At 73.4% G+C, this 20,231-nt stretch carries 23 protein-coding genes; 13 read left to right on the top strand and 10 right to left on the bottom strand.

The window, feature by feature from the left end; translation table 11 throughout:
* Positions 1–217: 217 nt before the first annotated feature.
* From ACIQWR_RS16855 to ACIQWR_RS16820, 8 genes are all read left to right on the top strand, one after another.
* On the top strand, positions 218–622 hold the full coding sequence (locus ACIQWR_RS16855; RefSeq protein WP_354380745.1) for a nuclear transport factor 2 family protein: 405 nt from the start codon (positions 218–220) through the stop codon (positions 620–622).
* A gap of 221 nt (positions 623–843) precedes the next feature.
* Positions 844–1,803, top strand: a complete 960-nt coding sequence (locus tag ACIQWR_RS16850) for an alpha/beta hydrolase (protein WP_404009642.1) — start codon at positions 844–846, stop codon at positions 1,801–1,803.
* Entirely contained in the window at positions 1,796–2,998 is a 1,203-nt protein-coding gene (locus ACIQWR_RS16845) for an acyltransferase (RefSeq protein ID WP_404009640.1), read from the top strand. The genes ACIQWR_RS16850 and ACIQWR_RS16845 overlap by 8 nt, the downstream gene beginning before the upstream one ends.
* Positions 2,999–3,008: 10 nt before the next feature.
* Entirely contained in the window at positions 3,009–4,325 is a 1,317-nt protein-coding gene (locus tag ACIQWR_RS16840) for a sensor histidine kinase (protein ID WP_404009637.1), read from the top strand.
* Positions 4,322–4,993, top strand: a complete 672-nt coding sequence (locus ACIQWR_RS16835) for a response regulator (protein WP_404009634.1) — start codon at positions 4,322–4,324, stop codon at positions 4,991–4,993. The genes ACIQWR_RS16840 and ACIQWR_RS16835 overlap by 4 nt, the downstream gene beginning before the upstream one ends.
* Before the next feature lie 87 nt (positions 4,994–5,080).
* Positions 5,081–6,400, top strand: a complete 1,320-nt coding sequence (locus tag ACIQWR_RS16830) for a sensor histidine kinase (RefSeq protein ID WP_404009631.1) — start codon at positions 5,081–5,083, stop codon at positions 6,398–6,400.
* The gene (locus ACIQWR_RS16825; protein WP_404009628.1) at positions 6,397–7,056 is read left to right on the top strand and encodes a response regulator; all 660 of its coding nucleotides are present in this window, start codon (positions 6,397–6,399) and stop codon (positions 7,054–7,056) included. Before ACIQWR_RS16830 ends, ACIQWR_RS16825 begins: the two co-directional genes overlap by 4 nt.
* A gap of 26 nt (positions 7,057–7,082) precedes the next feature.
* Positions 7,083–8,339 (top strand): cytochrome P450, encoded by a 1,257-nt coding sequence (locus tag ACIQWR_RS16820; protein ID WP_404009625.1) that lies wholly within the window; start codon positions 7,083–7,085, stop codon positions 8,337–8,339.
* Positions 8,340–8,364: 25 nt separating this feature from the next.
* Here the strand turns inward: ACIQWR_RS16820 and ACIQWR_RS16815 are convergent, their stop codons facing one another.
* Positions 8,365–8,775 (bottom strand): MarR family winged helix-turn-helix transcriptional regulator, encoded by a 411-nt coding sequence (locus ACIQWR_RS16815; RefSeq protein ID WP_404010119.1) that lies wholly within the window; start codon positions 8,773–8,775, stop codon positions 8,365–8,367.
* A 240-nt stretch (positions 8,776–9,015) separates the two neighbouring features.
* Between ACIQWR_RS16815 and ACIQWR_RS16810 the strand changes: the two genes are divergently transcribed.
* Positions 9,016–9,432 carry a nuclear transport factor 2 family protein gene (locus tag ACIQWR_RS16810; protein ID WP_404009622.1) on the top strand — a complete coding sequence of 139 codons (417 nt, stop codon included), beginning with the start codon at positions 9,016–9,018 and terminating at the stop codon, positions 9,430–9,432.
* A gap of 45 nt (positions 9,433–9,477) precedes the next feature.
* On the opposite strand, the gene ACIQWR_RS16805 is transcribed toward ACIQWR_RS16810, so the two are convergent.
* Positions 9,478–11,058, bottom strand: a complete 1,581-nt coding sequence (locus ACIQWR_RS16805; protein ID WP_404009619.1) for an ABC transporter permease — start codon at positions 11,056–11,058, stop codon at positions 9,478–9,480.
* Positions 11,055–12,134, bottom strand: a complete 1,080-nt coding sequence (locus ACIQWR_RS16800) for an ABC transporter ATP-binding protein (RefSeq protein ID WP_404009616.1) — start codon at positions 12,132–12,134, stop codon at positions 11,055–11,057. The genes ACIQWR_RS16805 and ACIQWR_RS16800 overlap by 4 nt, the downstream gene beginning before the upstream one ends.
* A gap of 71 nt (positions 12,135–12,205) precedes the next feature.
* Here ACIQWR_RS16800 and ACIQWR_RS16795 point away from each other — a divergent pair, with 71 nt between their 5' ends.
* Together ACIQWR_RS16795 and ACIQWR_RS16790 are read left to right on the top strand one after the other, a co-directional pair.
* A complete protein-coding gene (locus ACIQWR_RS16795) occupies positions 12,206–12,700 on the top strand; it encodes a GbsR/MarR family transcriptional regulator (RefSeq protein WP_404010117.1) in 495 nt (164 codons plus the stop codon).
* A gap of 43 nt (positions 12,701–12,743) precedes the next feature.
* Positions 12,744–13,154, top strand: a complete 411-nt coding sequence (locus tag ACIQWR_RS16790; protein WP_404009613.1) for a VOC family protein — start codon at positions 12,744–12,746, stop codon at positions 13,152–13,154.
* Here the strand turns inward: ACIQWR_RS16790 and ACIQWR_RS16785 are convergent.
* Positions 13,084–13,686, bottom strand: a complete 603-nt coding sequence (locus ACIQWR_RS16785; protein WP_404009609.1) for a hypothetical protein — start codon at positions 13,684–13,686, stop codon at positions 13,084–13,086. The two genes, ACIQWR_RS16790 and ACIQWR_RS16785, sit on opposite strands and share 71 nt — an antisense overlap.
* Entirely contained in the window at positions 13,683–14,603 is a 921-nt protein-coding gene (locus ACIQWR_RS16780; protein WP_404010115.1) for a diacylglycerol kinase, read from the bottom strand. Before ACIQWR_RS16780 ends, ACIQWR_RS16785 begins: the two co-directional genes overlap by 4 nt.
* Before the next feature lie 184 nt (positions 14,604–14,787).
* Here ACIQWR_RS16780 and ACIQWR_RS16775 point away from each other — a divergent pair, with 184 nt between their 5' ends.
* Positions 14,788–16,071, top strand: a complete 1,284-nt coding sequence (locus tag ACIQWR_RS16775) for an adenylosuccinate synthase (protein ID WP_404009607.1) — start codon at positions 14,788–14,790, stop codon at positions 16,069–16,071.
* Between the two features lie 107 nt (positions 16,072–16,178).
* Here ACIQWR_RS16775 and ACIQWR_RS16770 read toward each other — a convergent pair whose 3' ends face one another.
* From ACIQWR_RS16770 to ACIQWR_RS16750, 5 genes are all read right to left on the bottom strand, one after another.
* Complete coding sequence (locus ACIQWR_RS16770) at positions 16,179–16,580, bottom strand: DNA-binding protein (protein WP_404009604.1); 402 nt, start codon at positions 16,578–16,580, stop codon at positions 16,179–16,181.
* The gene (locus tag ACIQWR_RS16765; RefSeq protein WP_404009601.1) at positions 16,577–16,825 is read right to left on the bottom strand and encodes a hypothetical protein; all 249 of its coding nucleotides are present in this window, start codon (positions 16,823–16,825) and stop codon (positions 16,577–16,579) included. Before ACIQWR_RS16765 ends, ACIQWR_RS16770 begins: the two co-directional genes overlap by 4 nt.
* Before the next feature lie 84 nt (positions 16,826–16,909).
* Positions 16,910–17,713: a DUF1906 domain-containing protein gene (locus tag ACIQWR_RS16760; RefSeq protein ID WP_404009598.1), complete on the bottom strand. Its 804-nt coding sequence runs from the start codon at positions 17,711–17,713 to the stop codon at positions 16,910–16,912.
* Positions 17,714–17,873: 160 nt separating this feature from the next.
* On the bottom strand, positions 17,874–18,143 hold the full coding sequence (locus ACIQWR_RS16755) for a hypothetical protein (protein ID WP_404009596.1): 270 nt from the start codon (positions 18,141–18,143) through the stop codon (positions 17,874–17,876).
* Positions 18,144–18,207: 64 nt separating this feature from the next.
* On the bottom strand, positions 18,208–18,891 hold the full coding sequence (locus tag ACIQWR_RS16750) for a TetR/AcrR family transcriptional regulator (protein WP_404009593.1): 684 nt from the start codon (positions 18,889–18,891) through the stop codon (positions 18,208–18,210).
* A 73-nt stretch (positions 18,892–18,964) separates the two neighbouring features.
* Between ACIQWR_RS16750 and ACIQWR_RS16745 the strand changes: the two genes are divergently transcribed.
* Positions 18,965–20,212 (top strand): FAD-dependent monooxygenase, encoded by a 1,248-nt coding sequence (locus ACIQWR_RS16745; protein WP_404009590.1) that lies wholly within the window; start codon positions 18,965–18,967, stop codon positions 20,210–20,212.
* Positions 20,213–20,231: the final 19 nt, after the last annotated feature.

Raw genomic sequence — 20,231 nt, 5'->3', positions numbered from 1 at the left:
GGTGCGGGGAGGGTGTGAAGAGGGTGAGGGAAGGGCCTGGCGGGGGCCCGACGAGGGCTGGGCGGGGGCCTGGAGGAGGGCTCGGCGAGGGCCTGGCGGGGGCGTGGGGGAGGCCCTGCGGGGGGCCGTCCGGTCGGCCGATCGGGAATGTGTCGAAGTCAATAAGCCTGTAAGTAAACCTTGTTGCCCAGGTCACAGGCGTCGCACACTGCGGCACATGGAGCCGTTGAACGTAGTTGCAGAACTGTGGGAGCGGATCGAGGCCCGCGACTGGGACGGAGTCGGCGAGCTGATCGCCCAGGACGCGGTCATCGAGTGGCCCGTCAGCGGGGAGCGGATCGTCGGGCGCGCGAACTTCATCGCCGTGAACAGCGACGGCGCCGCGGACGCGGACGCGGACGGGGACGCGCGCTCCGTGGAGGTGCTGCGGATCCTCGCCGACGGGGACTTCGTCGTCACCGAGGTCGAGATCCCGCAGGACCACGTCGTGTACCGGGCGGTGTCCCTGTGGACCGTGCGCGCCGGGGAGATCGTCGAGGCACGGGAGTACTGGACCAGCCCGGGCCAGGATCCCGCGCCGCGCTGGCGTGCGGGGTACGTGGAGCCCCTGGTGGCGGACTGAGCGGGGCGGGGCGGGGTCCTTGCCCGGGCGCGGGCCAGGTCCCGGTCCCGGCCGTGCCGTGCCGTGTCGTGTCGTGTCGTGTCGTGTCGTGTCGTGTCACCCACGTCATACCTGAGAGCTACGCGGAAACCCACCTCTCTGGCGGGACGCTGACGACAGGGCTCGGTTCATAACTTCGGTACCAGAGAGAACACCCCCCTCTGGACCGAAGGAAGACCGCCATGCCGCCCAGCGCGAACAGCCGCCCCGCTCGACTGCGCCGCACGCTGCTCGCCGGGCTGATAGCCGCCGCGGTCGTCTTCCCCGTGTCCGCCGCCACCACCCCCGACGTGCCCGCTCCGGCGGCCGCCCGCTTCGCCGAGGGCACGAGCGCCTCCGAGCGGTACGCCGCCAACCTCGCCGATCTCGGCGAGGCGGCCCGCATGGCGGCGGACGCGGGGCGCGTGGAGCGGGCGGCGAAGCTGCGGGCCATGGCGGCGGGCGGTACGGCCCGGTTCCTTTCCTTCGACGGGCACGGGACGGGGCGGGCCGTCGAGGTCCTGGGCGACCTGGCGACGGCGGACCGGATCGCGGTCCTCGTCCCCGGATCGGACACCACCCTCGACACCTATCAGAGGTTCCGTGCCGGAGCCCTCGCCCTCCAGCAGCGCCTCCAGGCCGAGCATCCGCGCTCCGCCGTGGTCGCCTGGCTCGGGTACGACACCCCCGGCACGGTCAGCACGACGGTCCTGACCACGGCCCGCGCCGATGACGGGGCACGGAAGCTGGCCCCCTTCCTGGCGGAGTTGCGGCGCCTGAGCGGCAGCGGCGCACGGCAGTCGCTGCTGTGCCACTCCTACGGTTCGGTCGTGTGCGCCCGGACCGAGACCGGGCCGCAGGTCACCGACATGGCGCTGTACGGCAGCCCGGGCACCGGCGCCGACACCGCCGGCGAGCTGCCCACCGCCGCCCGGGTGTGGGCGGGGCGCGGCGGCGACGACTGGATCGCGGACGTCCCGCACACGCGCATCGCCGGGATCGGCTTCGGCGTGGACCCCGTGGACCCGTCGTTCGGCGCCCGTTCCTTCGCCGCCGGCACCGGTGGACACAGCGACTACCTCCGCCGCGGCACGACCTCGCTCGACAGCCTGGCCCGGATCGTCCTGGGCACCACCGCTCCCACGGAGGCCTCTCATGCTTGAGCTTCGTGCCCGCCGGGCCGCCCTGGTCCGCCGGATCGACGCCGCCACCCCCGCCGACCGGGACCGGGCCGTGGACGCGCTGCGTGCCTTCGCGATCCTCGGGGTGGTCCTGGGCCACTGGCTGGTCACCTCGCTGCACCCCGCCGGGGGCGGCCTGCGCACCAGCAGCCCGCTGTCCGCCATGCCGTGGCTCGCGCCGATCTCGTGGGTGCTCCAGACGCTGGCCCTCTTCTTCCTCGTCGGGGGGCACGTGGGGGCGCTGAGCCATGCCGCGGCCCGGGCGGGCGGGGTCTCGTACGGACAGTGGGTCGGGCGACGGCTGGGGCGGCTGCTGCGTCCGGTCGCGGCGGTGCTCCTGGTGTGGACGGTCGTGGTGGGCGTGCTGCTGGGCACCGGTGTCGCGTCGGGCACGGTCCGCGGGTTGGTGACCCTGGTGCTGTCCCCGATGTGGTTCCTGCTGGTCTTCGCCGGTCTCACGGCGCTGACCCCGCTGGTCGCCCGGCTGAACCCGCTGTGGCCACTGGCCGTCGTCGCCTCGGTGGACCTGTGGCGGTTCGCCCTGGACGGGCCCGCCTGGATCGGCTGGGTCAATGTGCTGGCCGGGTGGCTCGTGCCCTACACCCTGGGCGCCGCATGGGCGCGGGGCGCCTTCGCCCGGCGCACCCCGGCGGTTCTGATGCTGGTCGGCGCGGGCGCGGCCGCGGTGGCCCTGGTGGTGTGGGGTGGGTACCCGGCGTCGATGGTGGGTGTTCCGGGGGCCGCGATCTCGAACCTGAGCCCTCCGACGCTGGCCGCGGTCGCCTTCGGCCTGGCCCAGTGCGCGCTGGCGCTGCTGGTCAGGGAGCGGCTGGCGCGGGCCATGCGGAGGCCGGCGGCCTGGGCCGCGGTGGCCCTGGTCAACCTGTCCGCGATGACGGTCTTCCTCTGGCACCAGAGCGCGATGATGTCCGTCACGGCCCTCGGCCTGCTCGGCGGGGTGGACCTGCCCGGTCTGCACACCGTCGCGGATTCCCCCTGGTGGATGGCCGCCCGGTTGGTGTGGCTGCCGGTCTTCGGGCTCGCCCTGCTCCTCCTGTGGGCCGTCTTCCGCACCGTCGAGCAGGGCGGCCGCAAGAAGCGCTCGTCGGGCGCCTCGCGCATCGTGCGCACCGGAGGCATCGCAACCGCTCCCGTGCGGGGCACCGCCCGTGCCTAGGGTGAGTGTCGTGACAGAGCAGATCGACTCCGTGGGCGAACGCCCTTCAAGGGTCCGCGCCATGCTGGTGACCCTGCCCGAGGAGTTGCTCAGCACGCGCCGGGATCCGTTGCCGAGATGGGGCCTCACCCGCTGGCTGGCCCGGCTGCCGCACGTGCTGATCGGCTACGTGGCCTACCTGCTCAGCTCGATCGTGGTCGCCCAGGTCAGCGGGGCCTACGGCATACACGACAAGACCGCTCCCCTGCTGGGTGCGCTGACCGGCGTCTCCATCCTGGTGACGATGTGGTGGCCGATGGTGGGCTGGTGGCTGGCGCTGGCCGCGGCGGTGGGCATCGCCGTCGCCATCCACCCGAACGTGCCGGTGGGGCAGCCCTGGCCGTGGATCCCCATCGGGGTGTTCGCCATGGCCCCGGTCGTGCTGCTGGTGGCGCTGCGCGTGCCGCCCCGGGTGACCGCGTCCGTCGTCGGCGCCACCCTCGCCCTCACCGTGACCGCCGAGGTGGGCTTCGGTCCGGCGCTGGCCGAGTCCACCATCGTCGAGTCGCTGCTGGTCCTCGGGTTCGCCGGGATCCTGGGGTCCCTGCTGCGCGCGCTGCGCCTGGCCCGCGGCCGCCTGGTGGAGCAGGAGACCCTCACCGAGGCGGAGCGCGCGCAGCGGACGCTGCTGGAGGAGCGCAGCCGGATCGCCCGCGAGCTGCACGACGTCGTCGCGCACCACATGTCGGTCATCTCCATCCAGGCACAGGTCGCCGTGCACCTCGCGGAGAATCCGTCCGAGGAGCTGAAGGACAACCTGGCGGGCATCCGCGGCCATGCGCTGGAGGCCCTCACCGAGCTCCGCCGGGTGCTGGGCGTGCTGCGCTCGGAGCATCCGGACGATCCGGCGAACCCGCACCACCCGCAGCCGACCCTGGTCGAACTTGACGCACTCGTCGCCAATGTTCGGGCCACCGGGATGGAGATCACCACGGAGATCGCGGGCCAGCGGCGGGCGCTGTCGCCCGGGCTCGAACTGACCGCCTACCGGTTGGTGCAGGAGGCCCTGAGCAACTGCCTGCGACATGCCCCCGGTTCCCGGGTGGAGGTCGGCCTGGCCTACGGGCCGCGCAGCCTGCACCTGTGCGTCGCCAACTCCGCGCCCACCCGGCCCGTCCCGCCCTCGCCGGGTGCGGGGCACGGATTGCTGGGCATGCGGGAGCGGGCGGGCATGCTCGGTGGTGAACTGGCCGCCGGACCACGGCCCGGTGGCGGGTACGAGGTGAGCGTGACGCTCCCGCTGGATCCCCCGCCGAACGCCTTCGCCAAGGAGAGCAGAGACCGATGACCACTCCGATCCGGGTCATGATCGCCGACGATCAGATGATGGTCAGGCAGGGCTTCAGCGTGCTGCTGGGCGCGCAGCCCGACATAGAGGTGGTCGGCCAGGCGGTCGACGGCGCCGATGCCGTCGCCCAGGCCGCCGCACTCGTGCCGGACGTGATCCTGATGGACATCCGGATGCCGGGCATGGGCGGGATCGAGGCCACGGCGGCGGTGACCGGGGCGCCGGGGTCCACCGTCAAGGTGCTCGTGCTGACCACCTTCGACCTGGACGAGTACGTGTACGAGGCGCTGCGGGCCGGGGCCTCCGGCTTCATGCTCAAGGACGCCTCGGCGGACCAGCTGGCCGAGGCGGTCCGGGTGGTCGCGGCCGGGGAAGCGCTGCTCTCGCCGAACATCACGAAGCGGCTGATCACGGAGTTCTCCCGGCTGGGGGCGCCGCGCGCCCCCACGAAGGAGCGGATCGCGGAGCTGACCGGGCGGGAGACGGAGGTCCTGTCGCTGATCGCCCAGGGCCTGTCCAACGGCGAGATCGCGGCGCACCTGATCGTGGCCGAGCAGACCGTGAAGACGCATGTGAGCCGGATCCTGGTGAAGCTGGGGTTGCGGGACCGGACCCAGGCCGCCGTCTTCGCGTACGAAACGGGTCTGGTCCGTCCGTCGGGTTACTGACGGCGCCGCGTAGTACTTGAGAGGGAGCTTTATAAGTCCCCATCAGCGGCGACGCGGACGAGGGGGGTGGCGACCTACGGTTGGTATGTGACCGAGACGACCACCGGGGCAGCCCCCCGGACCCCTGAGATCCGGCTGGCGTCGGGCTTCATACAGAGCCTGCGCCGGGACCTGTTCACCGATGCCCTCGCCTACCGGCCGCTCGCCCCGCTGCGGGTGGACGGCCCGCTGATCCGCCGGCTCCCCTCGCGGATCCGGCGGGAGGCCGCCTTCGCACCCCATCTCGTGGTGACGGTGATCGCGTTCTTCGTGCTGTTCAACGCCGGGCGCGACGTCTCCTACGAGTCGCCCCTGCGCACGTTGGTGATCGGGCTGCTGGCTGCCGCTCCGGTCGTGATGACGCTGGTGCGGCCGATCGGGGCGTTCTGGGCACAGATGGCGGTCACCGCGGTCCTGGCCGTGCTCCAGTCCGCCAGCGTGCTCTGGCCGTGGTCGCCGGGCTCCTTCTTCGCCCACATGACCGTGCTGACCGTCGTGGCGATCCGGACCGGCCCGCGGGTCGCGGCCTGGATGTGGACGGTGAGCACGGCGGCGGGGGTCGTGCTCAGCATCCTGCTCGGTCGGGGCCACAACATCGGCACCATGCCCATGGTCTTCCTCTCGGCCTTCGTCCTGCTGGCGGTCAGCGTCCGCCACATCCGTACGACGGCGGCGCAGGAGGTCACGGCGCAGCAGGAGGTCACGGCGGTCGAGCGGGACCGGCGGACCCTGCTGGAGGAGCGGACGACGATCGCCCGCGAGCTGCACGACGTGGTGGCGCACCACATGTCGGTGGTGGCGATCCAGGCCGAGGCCGCGCCGTACCGGGTGGAGAACCCGCCGCCGGAGCTGGAGGCGGCCTTCGCCACCATCCGGGAGAACGCGGTGGCGGCGCTCACCGAGCTGCGGCGGGTGCTGGGCGTGGTGCGGTCCGCGGACTACGAGGCGCCGGACGCCCCGCAGCCGACGCTGGCTTCGCTGGACGGCCTCCTGGGCAATGTGCGGGAGGCGGGGATGACCGTGGACAAGACGGTGACGGGCTCGGTCCGCGAGCTGCCCCAGGGGGTGGAGCTGTCGGCGTACCGGATCGTCCAGGAGGCGCTGAGCAACACCCTGCGGCACGCTCCGGGTGCGGCGGCCGGGGTCGAGGTGTCGTACGTCCTGGGCGGGCTGGGAGTGCGGATCGTCAATGGCCCGGCGATCGGGGACGTCAGGCCGTCGCCGGGCGCGGGGCACGGGATCACCGGGATGCGGGAGCGAGTGGCCATGTTGGAGGGGGAGATGACGGCCGGGCAGACACCGGGCGGCGGATACGAGGTGGCCGTGTTCATACCGGTGCGCAACCGGCCCACGGAGGAGTCGGCATGACGATCCGGGTGCTGATCGTCGACGATCAGATGATGGTCCGGGAGGGTTTCTCCGTCCTGCTCAACGCGATGCCGGGCATCGAGGTGGTGGGGGAGGCGGTCGATGGCCGTCAGGCCCTGGAGCAGGTGACCGCGCTGCGTCCGGACGTGGTGTTGATGGACATCCGGATGCCGGTGATGAACGGTCTGGAGGCGACGCGTCAGATCGTCGCGGCGGACGCCAGCGCGAAGGTGCTGGTACTGACGACCTTCGACCTCGACGAGTACGTGTACCAGGCGCTGCGGGCCGGGGCCTCGGGGTTCCTCCTCAAGGACGCGTCCGCCCGGCAACTGGCGGACGGGGTGCGGGTGGTCGCGGCCGGTGAGGCGCTGCTCGCACCCTCGGTGACCAAGCGGTTGATCGTGGAGTTCGCGAAGCTCGCGCAGACGCCCCGGGTGGCGGATCCGGGGATGGTGGAGGAACTGACGGAGCGGGAGACGGAGGTGCTGATCCTGATCGCCCAGGGTCTGTCCAATGCCGAGATAGCCGACCGCCTGGTGGTCGCGGAGTCCACGATCAAGACCCATGTCAGTCGGGTCCTGGTCAAGTTGGGGCTGCGGGACCGCACCCAGGCCGCCGTCTACGCCTACGAGACCCGCCTGGTCTCCCCCGCGTAGGGGGTGGCGCTGCCTAAGGTACGGGGGTGGACTTCGATCCGTGGGACGCCGCTTTCGTCGCCGACCCCTACCCCGCCTACCGGACGTTGCGCGAGCGGGGGCGGGCGGTGTGGTGCGAGGCCACCGGGCAGTGGCTGATCCCGCACTACGCCGACGTGAGTGCGCTGCTGCGGGACCGGCGGTTGGGGCGGACGTACCTGCACCGGTTCAGCCACGAGGAGTTCGGGCGCAGCGCGCCACCGCCGGAGCACGAACCGTTCCACGTCCTCAACGGCAACGGCCTGCTGGATCTGGAGGACCCCGCGCACGCACGGGTGCGGCGGCTCGTGGCGAAGGCGTTCACCCCGCGCACGGTGGAGCGGCTCGCGCCCGCCGTGGAGCGGCTCGCCCGGGAGCTGACCGCCCGGTTCGTCGCCGCGGGCGGCGGGGACCTGCTCAGCGCCGTCGCCGAGCCGCTGCCGGTGGCGGTGATCGCCGAGCTGCTCGGGATCCCGGAGGCGGACCGCGGGCCGCTGCGGCCGTGGTCGGCGGACATCTGCGGGATGTACGAGCTGAATCCGGGCCCCGAGAGCGCCGCGCGGGCGGTCCGGGCGAGCCTGGAGTTCAGCGCGTACCTGCGCGACCTGATCTCCGAGCGCCGCAAGGCCCCCGGCCCGGACCTGATCTCCGCGCTGATCTCCGCACACGACGACGAGGAGGGCGGTCGGCTCAGCGAACAGGAGATGATCTCCACCTGTGTCCTGCTGCTGAACGCCGGCCACGAGGCCACCGTCAACACCACCGCGAACGGCTGGTGGACCCTGTTGCGCCATCCGGCCGCCCTCGCACGGCTGCGCGACGACGTCGCCGCCACCCACGGCCCCGGCATCGGCGGCCGCGGAATCGGCGGCCCCGAAAGGTTGTCCACAGCTGTGGACGAACTCATGCGGTACGACACACCGCTCCAGATGTTCGAGCGCTGGGTGCTCGACGACATCCAGGTCGGCGACACCCTCATCCCGCGCGGCGCGGAGGTCGCGCTGCTCTTCGGCTCCGCCAACCGCGACCCGGCGCGCTTCGCGCACCCCGACGAGCTGGACCTCGGGCGGACCGACAATCCGCACCTGACCTTCGGGGCCGGGATCCACTACTGCCTGGGCGCAGCGCTCGCCCGGCGGGAACTCACCGCCTCCTTCAGGGCCCTGCTCGACCCCGCGGTCCCGCCGTTGCGGCTCGTGCGCGAGCCGCGATGGCGCGAGGGCTACGTGATCCGAGGGCTCCGGGAGCTACTCGTCGAGTGCTGACGGGCTCGCGGTCCCGCGCGGCGGCCTACGCCCCGAAGGGGCCCTCGTCCACGAACCTGCGCAGGTGGCGGGCGAACGAGCGCGCCTCGTCCTGCGGCCACGAACTCAGCGTGGCCCCGATCCGGTCGGCGAGGCGCCGGCGCATGATCTCCACCGTGCGCTCCCCCTCCTCCGTCAGGGCCAGGAGCACGGCCCGCCGGTCGGAGGGGTCCGGCTCGCGCCGCACCAGGCCGGCGGCTTCGAGCCGGGAGGCCCGCCGGCTGACGCCGGAGCGGTCCAGGCCCACGGCGACCGCCAGGTCGGCGGCGCTGCGCGGGCCGGTCCGGGCCAGGCCGCTGAGCACCGGGTAGGTGACCTCGTCGACGGCTTCGCCGAGGTTGTCCGTCAGGGCTTGGTACAGGCCGGCCCGGAGGGTGCGCTTGAGCAGCTCCCCCAGGGCGTCGGCGACCGCGTGACCCGTCGCGTCGTCCTGCGCGTCGTCTCGCGCGCCGTCCCGCGCGTCGTCCCGGGCGTCGCCTCTCGCGCTGTCCGTCGTGTTGCCCGTCTCGTGCTCCGGCTCGTTGTCCACACTCAAAGAATAGCGTGCGTTGCGCACGCAGTCCGTGTTATGTTCCTCTTCATAAGCGTGCGCAACGCACGCAACGCTCGTCTTCGGACCTGCCCCGTGGAGGACACCATGAGCAGCATCGACACCAGCGCCCCCCAGAACACCGACATCACCACGGCCCTCGCCGACCTCCTCTTCGCCCCGGAGCTCGACCTCCAGATCGCCGTCGACCGGCACTTCGCCCCCGACTACCGCCAGCGCACCGACGGCAGCTGGGCCGACCGCGCCGAATTCACCGCGCACATAGCCCACCTGCGCACGGTGCTCGTCGGGGGCAGCGTCGAGGTCCACGAGGAGCTGACCAACGGGACCCTGTACGCCGACCGCCACACCGTCCGCGCCACCAAGAAGGACGGCTCCACCGTCCACATGGAGGTCTACCTCTTCGGGGAGTTCGCCGCCGACGGCCGCTTCCGCCGCATCGAGGAGACCACCCTGATGCTGAGCGGCAGCGAGGCCGACCGGGACCTCGGCAGCGCCCGCTGAGCCCCGCCCGCCCCCGCGGGGCCGGGCCCGGGCCCGGCGCCGCCGTCAGGCGAGCACGTCGCGGCGGCGCAGTGCGGCCAGGCCCGCCACCGCCAGCAGGGCCGCCACCGCGGTCAGGGTGAGCACCGGTATCCACTCGAAGGCCCCGGCCCCGGCCCCGGGCAGCCGGGGCAGGTGCGCGAAGGGCGAGAGTTCCAGGGCCGCCCGCGGGAGGTTCAGCGCCGGACCGACCCAGCCGAGGGCCAGCACCGCCCCGGCCACCGCCCAGGCGGCCACCGCGAACCGCGGGAGCGCGCCGTACAGCAGCACCGCCAGCGCTCCGAGCACCCAGACCGCCGGCAGCTGCGCGAGGCAGGCCCCCACCGCGGCGCCCACGTCCTGACCGTGCCCGAGGCCGAGCCCGAGCCCGCCCAAGGCCAGGACCAGCACCGATCCGCCGAAGGCGATCACCAGGTGGCCGCCCGCCCAGGCGAGCCTGCCGACAGCGCCCGCGAGGAGCGGTTCGGCGCGCTGGGCGCTCTCCTCGCCGCCGAGCCGCAGCACCGACGACACGATGTACAGCGCGGCCACCATCGCCAGCAGCGCGGCCATCGCCGCGAGGAAGGAGTCGGCCATCGCACCCTGACCGCCCATCCGCTCGATGATCTCGCGGGTCCGCTCGTTGTCCCCGACCAGTTGGGCCACGCCGTCCGTCATCGCGCCGAAGCTCGCACCGGCCACGAGGAAGGCGGCGCCCCACCCCAGCACGCTCCCCCGCTGGAGCCGCCACGCCAACGCCCAGACCCCGCCGAGCCGTCCGCGCGCGTGCCCCGGCCGGGCCGCGAGGAAGCTCATCCCCAGGTCCCGGCGCCCGGCCAACACGTACGCGAGGACCATCAGCACCGCGCAGGCCGGGGCGAACAGGCCCAGGACCCACCAGCGTTCGCCGGCGAAGGGCCGCACGTTCTCCAACCAGCCCAGTGGCGAGGCCCAGGTCAGCGCCGACCCCCCGGCGACCCGACCCGCGTCGCCGGCCGCGCGCAGCAGGAAGGCCGCGCCGAGCAGCGCGCCCGTGAGCCCCTTGGCCGACCGCGCGCTCTCGGTGAGCTGCGCGGCGATCGCCGCGAGCGCCGCGAAGAGCGACCCGGTCGCGCCGAGCCCGACCCCCAGCGCCAGCGCCCCGCCCGCGCCCCGGCTCGACAGCCCGGCCGTCACCAGCACCGCGACGAGCGCATTGGCGACGAGGGCGGCCAGCAGCGCGGCGGTCAGCGGCGCCCGGCGCCCCACCATGGCGGCGCAGAGCATTTCCTGACGGCCGCTCTCCTCCTCCTCGCGGGTGTGCCGGACCACGATGACCAGGCTCATCACGGCCGCGCACAGCCCGGCGAAGACCCCGCCCTTCCAGGCGCTGAGCGCGCCGATCGAATCACCGAAGACCGGCCCGTACAGGGCGCGCAGGGACCCGTTGGCGTTCGCGGTGACGAGCAGCCCGGCCCGCTCGGCGGCCGTCGCGTACGTCGCTTCCAGCGAGGCGGGCATGCTGAGGACCAGCAGCGAGACGACCCCGATCCACACCGGCATCAGCACGCGGTCGCGGCGCAGGGCCAGGCTCAGCAGGCTGCCGGTGCCGGCGAGTTGATTCCTCATCGCACGCCTCCGACCACCGCGCCGACGCCCGCAGAGCCCCCAGCACCCGCAGCACCCCCGGCGCCCGCTTCCGCGTAGTGGCGCAGGAAGAGCTCCTCCAGCGTCGGCGGCGAGGCGGTCAGCGAGCGGACCCCCGATGCGGCGAGGGCGCGCACCACCGCGTCCAGCTCGTCCGTATCGACCTGGAGCCGGACCTTGAGGCCCTGCCCCGGCCCACGCCCCTGCCCCGCCCCCTCAACCTCGTACCCCGCAGCCTCGTGCACCCCGACCTCGTACCCCTCGACCTCGCGCACCCCGACCTCGTGCCCCGCGGCCTCGTGCCCCCCGACCTCGCGCACCTCGACCTCGTGCACCCCGGGCAGCTGCGCGAGTCCGCTCGGGGCGGTGGTCAGTTCGGCGGTGATCGAGGTGCGGGTGAGGTGGCGCAGCTCGGCGAGGGTGCCGCTCTCCACCGCGCGCCCCTTGCGGATGATGCTGACCCGGTCGCAGAGGGTCTCGACCTCGCTGAGGACGTGTGAGCTGAGCAGCACCGTCCGCCCGGCGGCGCGCGCATCGGTGACGCAGTCCTGGAAGACCTCCTCCATCAGCGGGTCGAGGCCGGAGGTGGGCTCGTCGAGGATCAACAGGTCGACGTCGGCGGCGAAGGCGGCGACGAGCGCGACCTTCTGCCGGTTGCCCTTGGAGTACGTACGCCCCTTCTTGGTCGGGTCGAGCTCGAACCGGTCGAGCAGCTCGGCCCGACGACCCTCGTCGAGGCCGCCGCGCAGTCGCCCGTACAGGTCTATGACCTCGCCGCCGGAGAGGTTGCGCCACAGGGTCACGTCGCCGGGCACATAGGCGACGCGGCGGTGGAGGGCGACCGCGTCGGCCCAGGGATCGCCCCCGAGGAGCTCGGCCGTGCCCGAGTCCGCGCGCAGCAGACCCAGCAGGACCCGGATGGCGGTGGACTTCCCGGCGCCGTTGGGCCCGAGGAAGCCGTGTACCTCACCGGTCTCGACCGCGAGGTCGAGACCGTCCAGTGCGCGGGTGCGGCCGAACGACTTGTGGAGCCCGGCGACGCTGATGGCCTTCGTCATGTTCCGAAGGTACGCTACTTTCATAAATTTGTGAAGATTGGAAATCGCGTAAAGTCGGGAGCGTGGCGGACATGGGAACGACGACGGACACGGGCGCGCGCGACGAGGAAGCGGTCTCCCGCTTCGTGGAGCGCTTCGCCTCCCAGCTGACCGAGGCGGGCATGCAGCGCATGGCCTCGCGGGTCTTCGCCGCGCTGCTGGCCAGCGACGGCGGCGCGATGACCTCGGCCGAGCTGAGCCTGGCCCTGCAGATCAGCCCGGCGGCGGTATCGGGCGCGGTCGGCTACCTCACCCAGGTCAACATGGTCAGCCGGGAGCGCGAGCCGGGCTCCCGGCGCGACCGCTACGTCCTGCACAACGAGCTCTGGTACGAGACCTTCACCCGCCGCGACCAGGTCCTGACCCTCTGGGAGCGGACCCTGCGCGAGGGCGCGGCCGGCCTGGGTACGGACACCCCCGCCGGGACCCGCATCGCCGAGACGGCGGCCTTCTTCGAGTTCCTCCAGGGCGAGATGCTGGCCATGATGGACCGGTGGCGCGTGCACCGGTCCACCCTGGACCTGTAGACGCTCCCAGACCCCCACCGATCCACCCGGAGGACGGCGCGCCATGGCCTCGATGCCGCAGAAGATCACCACGTTCCTGATGTTCGAGGGCCGGGCGGAGGAGGCCCTGACCTTCTACACCTCGCTGTTCGAGGACTCCGAGGTCGTCGACATCCGCCGCTACGGCGCCGAGGGCCCGGGCGCGGAGGGCACGGTGCTGCGCGCCACCTTCGCGCTCGCCGGGCAGCGCTTCACCTGCATCGACAGCCACGTGGAGCACGCCTTCGGCTTCACCCCGGCGGTGTCGCTCTTCGTCGAGTGCGACGACGGGGCCGAGCTGGAGCGCCTCTACGGGGCCCTGGCCGAGGAGGGCACGGAGCTGATGCCCCTGGGCTCGTACGGGTTCAGTGCCCGCTTCGGCTGGGTGAACGACCGCTTCGGCGTCTCCTGGCAGCTGAACCTCCAGGAGGCGTAGCCGGGCGGAGCCGCCCGCGCCCCAGCCGCCGCGCCCCCGGCGCCCACACCAGGCAGCGCGCCCCCGGCCCCGGGTCCCCCGCGCACCACAGCACCCCGTCCGCCGCCACCGCCGACCCCGGTGGCCAGGGCCGCGCCGGGACGACGCGGTGGCCGAGCGGGCCCAGCGCCACCACCACCCGTCCCTCCCCGAGGAGCAGCACCGGGGGCCGCAGCCGGCGCCGGCGCACGGTGATCCGGTACGGCCTCCAGTGGGCCGGGGCCGGCAGTGCGCTCCCGGCCCCCCGGGCGACGTACAACTCGCGCACCCCGAGCACCACCGGGCTCAGCAGTACCGCCAGCAGCAGCGCCCCCGCAGCCCGCGGCCGCACGAGCGCGCACCCGGCCACCGCGGGCCACCAGAACACCGGCAGCAGGCACAGCAGCAGCGCGTCCCGGCGCCACTCGTCCACGGCCTCGCGCAGCGCCGCCTCGTCCGGCGCCGGGCCGTCACCCACCGTCACCCGCTCCCCCTCCGGCCCGGCCGCCCTCACCGGGGCAGCGTGAGCCCCCACGCCGCCGGTCGCAGGGTCCACGTGCGGCGCCGCACCGGGCCGGTGTCGGCGTGGTCGGCGCGGTAGCGGAAGTCCGCCCCCGACACCGTGACGGACAGTCCCCGCCCGATCACCGCGGGCCCGGCGTCCACCATCCGGACAACGACTTCGACCAATCCGTCGCGCGCGGCCACGGCAACGTCCGCGACTGCCTGGTCCACATCGCTGACCAGCACTCCGTCCGCCTCAACCCGCAGCCGCAGCCGCTGGACGGGGGCGGCACCGCGCCCCACGGGCGGCCGCACCAGGGTCCGCACCAGCGACCGGCACGCGCTCCACACGGACGGCGCTCCGGGCCGCCCGGGCGCCCGCGGCGCGGCCGCCCGCGCCACCGCGAGCCCCGCCACGGCACCCGAAGCGGAAGCGGAACCAGGCGGTCCTGCGCGCCCCGCCGCACCGACGGACGCAGCGCCCGCCCCGGCGATCCGCAGACCCCCCAGCACCACCCCGTCGCTGTCGTCAACCAGCAGGTCACGGGTGCGCACGACCCCGTCGAGCACGGCCCGCGCCCCGGCCACCGCACCCACCGGCACGCCCAGGGAGCGCGCCAGCGACAGCGACGGGGCGGCGCCCACGGGCACCAGCGCGAGCGACGCGTCGGCCAGCTCGCGGCGCCGGTGCAACAGCCCCACGGCGCGCACCAGCGCCTGGTCGTCACCCACGATCACGGGCTGCCGATGACCTCGGCGGGCAAGGGCCCGCGCGAACTCCTCAAGACTCTCGGGGAGGCAGATCTTCGCTGCCGCCCCGGCCGACAAGACATCCTTCGCGATCCGTACGGACTCGCCGTCGAGGCGGCGGGCGACCGGGTCGACGAGCACGAGCAGGCCGCCTACCGGCGCGCCCGCATGGCTCATGGTGGGCTCTGGAGCCGACACCTCGGTCCTTCCTCGGGTAGCATCTTTGTGCAAGAGGCCCTTGCGCTATTGCGCCAGGGCCTTCGTCTATTCCGGGGTACCGGTCCGACGGCTCAGCCTGCGGTGTACATCGTCGTACGCCCCCTGACCTTGGACATGCCCCATCCGGAAGAGGTGTACGCCTGTGCCCGCTCTTGTGCTGCTCGGAGCTCAGTGGGGTGACGAGGGCAAGGGAAAGGCCACCGACCTGCTCGGTGGATCCGTTGACTATGTAGTGCGTTACCAGGGTGGCAACAACGCCGGCCACACGGTCGTCGTGGGCGACCAGAAGTATGCACTGCACCTTCTCCCTTCCGGCATCCTCTCGCCCGGATGCACCCCGGTCATCGGCAACGGTGTCGTCGTCGACCCGGCCGTCCTGCTCTCCGAGCTGCGCGGCCTGAACGAGCGCGGCATCGACACCTCCAAGCTGCTCCTCAGCGGCAACGCGCACCTCATCACGCCGTACAACGTCACCCTCGACAAGGTCGGCGAGCGCTTCCTCGGCAAGCGGAAGATCGGCACGACCGGCCGTGGCATCGGCCCGACGTACGCGGACAAGATCAACCGCGTCGGCATCCGCGTCCAGGACCTCTACGACGAGTCGATCCTCACCCAGAAGGTCGAAGCGGCGCTCGAGGGCAAGAACCAGCTCCTGGCGAAGCTGTACAACCGTCGCGCGATCGACGCCGCCCAGATCGTCGAGGAGATGCTCGGGTACGCGGAGCTGATCAAGCCCTACGTCGCCGACACCACCCTCATCATCAACAACGCGCTCGACGAGGACAAGGTCGTGCTCTTCGAGGGCGGCCAGGGCACGCTGCTCGACGTCGACCACGGCACGTACCCCTTCGTCACCTCCTCGAACCCGACCGCGGGCGGCGCCTGCACGGGTGCGGGTGTCGGCCCGACGAAGATCTCGCGCGTCATCGGCATCCTGAAGGCGTACACGACCCGCGTCGGCGCCGGCCCGTTCCCGACCGAGCTGTTCGACGCGGACGGCGAGGCCCTGCGCCGCATCGGCGGCGAGCGCGGTGTCACCACCGGCCGTGACCGCCGCTGCGGCTGGTTCGACGCCCCGATCGCCCGCTACGCGACCCGCGTGAACGGTCTGACGGACTTCTTCCTCACGAAGCTCGACGTCCTGACCGGCTGGGAAGAGATCCCGGTCTGCGTGGCGTACGAGATCGACGGCAAGCGCGTCGAGGAGCTGCCCTACTCGCAGAGCGACTTCCACCACGCGAAGCCGATCTACGAAAACTTCCCGGGCTGGTCCGAGGACATCACCAAGGCCAAGACCTTCGACGAGCTGCCGAAGAACGCCAAGGCGTACGTCAAGGCCCTGGAGGAGATGTCGGGCGCCCCGATCTCCGCGATCGGCGTCGGCCCCGGCCGCACCGAGACGATCGAGATCAACTCGTTCCTGTAGCCGGACCGGTGGCCCGACCCGGCCGCCACCCTGTACGACGCCCGAGGGGCGGACCGCTGCGTGCGGTCCGCCCCTCGGCGCGTGGGGGCACCATCGTCGCTCGGCGGTCAGAGACCGATGATCCGGACCCGGTCGCCGCAGAGCTTCGTCATGTCGTCGACGTCCGAGGTCAGCAGGATCACGGGGCCGGGCTGTCGCAGCGCCATCTCGGCGACCGTCGCGTCGATCGCGTACTTGTGGCCGTGCAGACCGGTCGCCTTAAGCAGCAGCGTGGCGGCCTTGGCGGACGCCTCGGTGACGGGCTCGACCCTCGTACGCGACAGCGCCCAATTGAGTTTCGCCTCGTTCAGGCGGTCATGGCCGACCTCGACGATCGTGTTGGCACAGACGACCATCTGTGCACCCAACGAGTGGTACAGGGCGAATCGCGCCCACATCCTGCGGTCTTGGGTGATCCACGCCGACAGGCCCTGGGAGTCGAGAACGACCGTCCCGACGGACTCGGTCATGCTGCCTGCGCCGACACCTGAGTCTCGGGCTGGTCGAACAGCTCCGCTCTCGCGGCAGCCAGCTCTTCCTCCGTGAAGGCCCCGTGCTCCTCCTGGTAGCTCCTCAGATCATCGCCGAGCAGGTGGTGCCGGATCTGCCGGGCTACGGCCTCGGCCACATACCCGGAGATGTTGTCCGTGAGCCCCTTGAGGGCGTCCACCTGCTCGGTCGGCAGCGTGACGGTGATGCGCGTGGTTCCCGACATGGTTCGAGCATACGACGGTATGCACCCCATGGGGAGGGGGATGCCCAGGGATCACCCAAGCGGGCGATCATCAGAACAAGCGGCCTACCGCGCCGCCGGGCCGTCCAGCCGGTTGCGGTCGATGGTGAGGGTCTCGCCGCCCCAGGTCTCCTGGACGTTGCCCGCGAACTGGTGGATGCGGGCGTCCTTCGGCCACAGGTCGGCGGTCAGCGGGCCCTGGTCGGCCGTCGAGTCCTGCTTGTCCCAGCGCGCGTACCAGAGGGCCTCCGGGAGCGGGGAGCGGCCCGCGCGGGCCGCTTCGGCCAGGTCGCGGACGCCGGAGCCGAGGCTGGAGTAGAAGCCGGCGCGGTAGCCCGAGGCGTGCAGCTCCCGCGTCCAGCCGACCACCGCGTCGACGACGGCCCGGCCGCATTCCGCGGGGGCGTCCTTCACGGCGTACGACTCGATGTCCAGGTAGACCGGGCTGTCCTTGCCGATGCCGAGCGCGGTGAGCGCCCGTACGGCCTCCTGGGCCTGGGCCCGGCCCTGGTCGGCGGCGCGGGCCGGGGCGAAGCGCTCGGTCTTGTGCGGGTAGTCGTTGCAGGGCGCCTGCATGCCGACGTGCGCGGGGATCAGCCGCCAGCCCATGGCCCGGACCCGACGGACCCACTCGGCGGTCAGTTCCGGCTGCGCGCAGTGCCGTTGGCCGCCGCTGACGTAGATGCCGACGGCCCGGTAGGGGGACGTCCCGTACCAGGCCTTCATGGCCTTCAAGGGGGGCGCGGCGCAGGCGTCGAAGCCGAGGCCGTGGACGACCTCGGTCGGCGGCGGGGCGGCCGCGGGGGTGGTCATGCCCAGCAGGGCGAGGGAGGCGGCGCTCAGGCCGAGGTTCCGCAGAAGGGTGCGCACCGACCGGGACCCTGCCGCCCCGGTGCCGCCAAGTGGGGGACCGTCACGGCGTGTCGGCGCACGCTCACCCCTTCCGGGGACGGGGGCGCGCGCCTTGACGCGTGCACCGGGACAGCGGACCCCGGACCACAGACCGCGTTAGACCGCGTTAGACCGCGTTCTAGAACTCGTTGAAGCCGCGCGCCGCGTCGTAGACGTCCGTCTCGACGACGACCACGAACCAGCTCGTCACGACGTAGTGGACCATCACGTGCTCCTCCCACACCCCGCGCGTCACGGTGTCGTTCCGGTAGGCGAGGTGGGTGCCCTCGCCTTCGGGGTCGTCCAGGAGCCTGTCGACGATCCGCGTGAACACCTCCCGGTCCGTGGCCGGCATGTAGTGGTCGACGAACCGCGCGACCTGCTCGGTGAGTTGCAGACGTCTCTTCATCGCCGCCGAGCGTAGGCAAGGATCGGCGATCCCGTCCGGAATTTTCCGGCGGCCGCCGGGTGGCCTACGGGGTGAGGACCCCGTCGAGCATGCGGCGGGCGAGGGCCGTGAGTTCCGCGGGGTCGGGTGCGGGTCGGGTGCGGGCCGGCGCGCCGGCGAGGCGGTCGAAGAGCACGCCGTCGGTCCAGGCGACCAGCAGTTCGCCGGCCTCCTCGGGCCGGGCGGCGCCCAGCGCCGCGACGACGGCTGCCGCCCGGGCGCGGGCGGCCAGGCCCGTCCGGTGCAGGGCGGCGGCGAGTTCGGGCGTGCGCGCGGCTTCGAGGCTGAGCTCGTAGCGGGCGAGTTGGCGCGCCCGGCCCGCGGTCAGCCAGTGGTGCAGCAGCGTGCCGAGCGAGGCCGCGGCCTCGTCCCGCGAGGGCGGGCGGGGCCGCTCGGCGCCGTGGGCGGCGGCGAGTTCGTCCCCGGCGTCGAGGTCCGCCGGCTCGACGCCGGGGACGACCAGGTCGTCGAGGTCCACCAAGTCCCGCTCCTCGATGCGCGCGTAGCAGGCGCCGATCAACGCCGTGCGCGTGCGGAAGTAGTACGACGTGCTGCCCGCGGGCAGGCCCGCCGCGGTGTCGATCGCGCGGTGGGTGAGCCCCCGCAGGCCCGCCGCGGCCACGGTGGCGATCGCGGCGTCCGCGATGAGGGTGCGGCGGTCGGGGGCGGGGCCGTCGGGGGTCGCCCGGTCGGGGGTGGGGATGGACATGGGCCCACTCTACAGCTGTAGAGTGACGGCTCTACAGCTGTAGAGGGCGCTTGGACGAGGGGATGGGTGTTCCATGTCGCAACGTCACGCGGTGGTGGTCGGGGCCGGGATAGGCGGCCTCACCGCCGCCGTCGCACTGCACCGCCGGGGCTGGCACGTCACCGTCTGCGAACGCGCCCCCGAACCCCCCGTCACGGGCGCGGGCATCGGCCTCGCCCCCAACGCCCTGCGCGCGCTCGACGCCATCGGCGTCGACGCCGCCCGCGCCGCCGGCGGCCACGTGCCGGCGACGATGGGGGCGCGCCGCTCCGACGGGCGGTGGCTCACCCGGACCGCCACCGCCGACCTGGCGGCCCGCTACGGCGTGGCCCCCCTCGCCGTTCCGCGCACGGCCCTCACCACCGCCCTGGCCGGCGCCCTGCCGCCGCGGGCCCTGCGCTTCGGGGCCGCCGTGATCGCAGTGACCGCCGTGGACGGGGACGCCGTGGACGGGGGCGCGGCGGACAGGGACGCGGGCCGGGCGATCGTCCGTACGGCGGGTGGCCCAGCCCCTTCCCCGGACCTTTCGGCGGACCTGGTCGTCGCCGCCGACGGCATCCACAGCCCGCTGCGCCGCGCGCACTTCCCCGCCCACCCCGGGCTGCACTACCTCGGCGAAACCGCCTGGCGGACCATCGTGGACGCCCCCGAGCTGCGGGTGGCGGCCATGAGCGAGACCTGGGGGCGGGGCGAACGGTTCGGCCTGACCCCGCTCTCCGACGGCCGGCTCTACCTCTACGCCACCGCGCCGGCCCCGGCCGGCACCCGGTCGGCGGACCCCCGCGCCGAACTCCGCCGGCGCTTCGGCGCGTGGCACGACCCGATTCCGGCCCTGCTGGACCACATCGACCGCCTCGAACCCGCCGACGTCCTCCAGAACGACCTCTACGACCTGGCCGCCCCGCTCCCGCGCCTGCACCACGGCCGGATCGCCTGGCTCGGCGACGCCGCCCACGCCATGGCCCCCAACCTCGGCCAGGGCGGCTGCCAGGCCATCGAGGACGCGGTGGTCCTCGCCCACCTGCTGCCCGCGGGGGACGCGCCCAGGGGGAGGGGGGCCGACCCCGTCCCGGCCGCGCTCGCCGCGTACACCGCCGCCCGGCTGGCGCGCACCGACGCCGTGCGCGTGCGGGCCCGCCGGGTCGGCCGGCTGGGCGCCCTGCGCAACCCGCTCGCGGCGGCCGCCCGCGACCTCGCGGTCCGCGCCGCCCCCGCCCGCCTGGCGCTGCGCGGCATGGACGACCTCTTCGACGGCTTCCACCTGCCCGGCGGGACGGCCTGATCCCGGGCAGGCGGCGCGG

Origin of the sequence: Streptomyces sp. NPDC098789 (assembly GCF_044759975.1) — a bacterium.
Taxonomy (GTDB): domain Bacteria; phylum Actinomycetota; class Actinomycetes; order Streptomycetales; family Streptomycetaceae; genus Streptomyces.
Note: the sequence above shows the minus strand (reverse complement) of the source record. Positions and strands in the feature narration are given on the sequence as shown.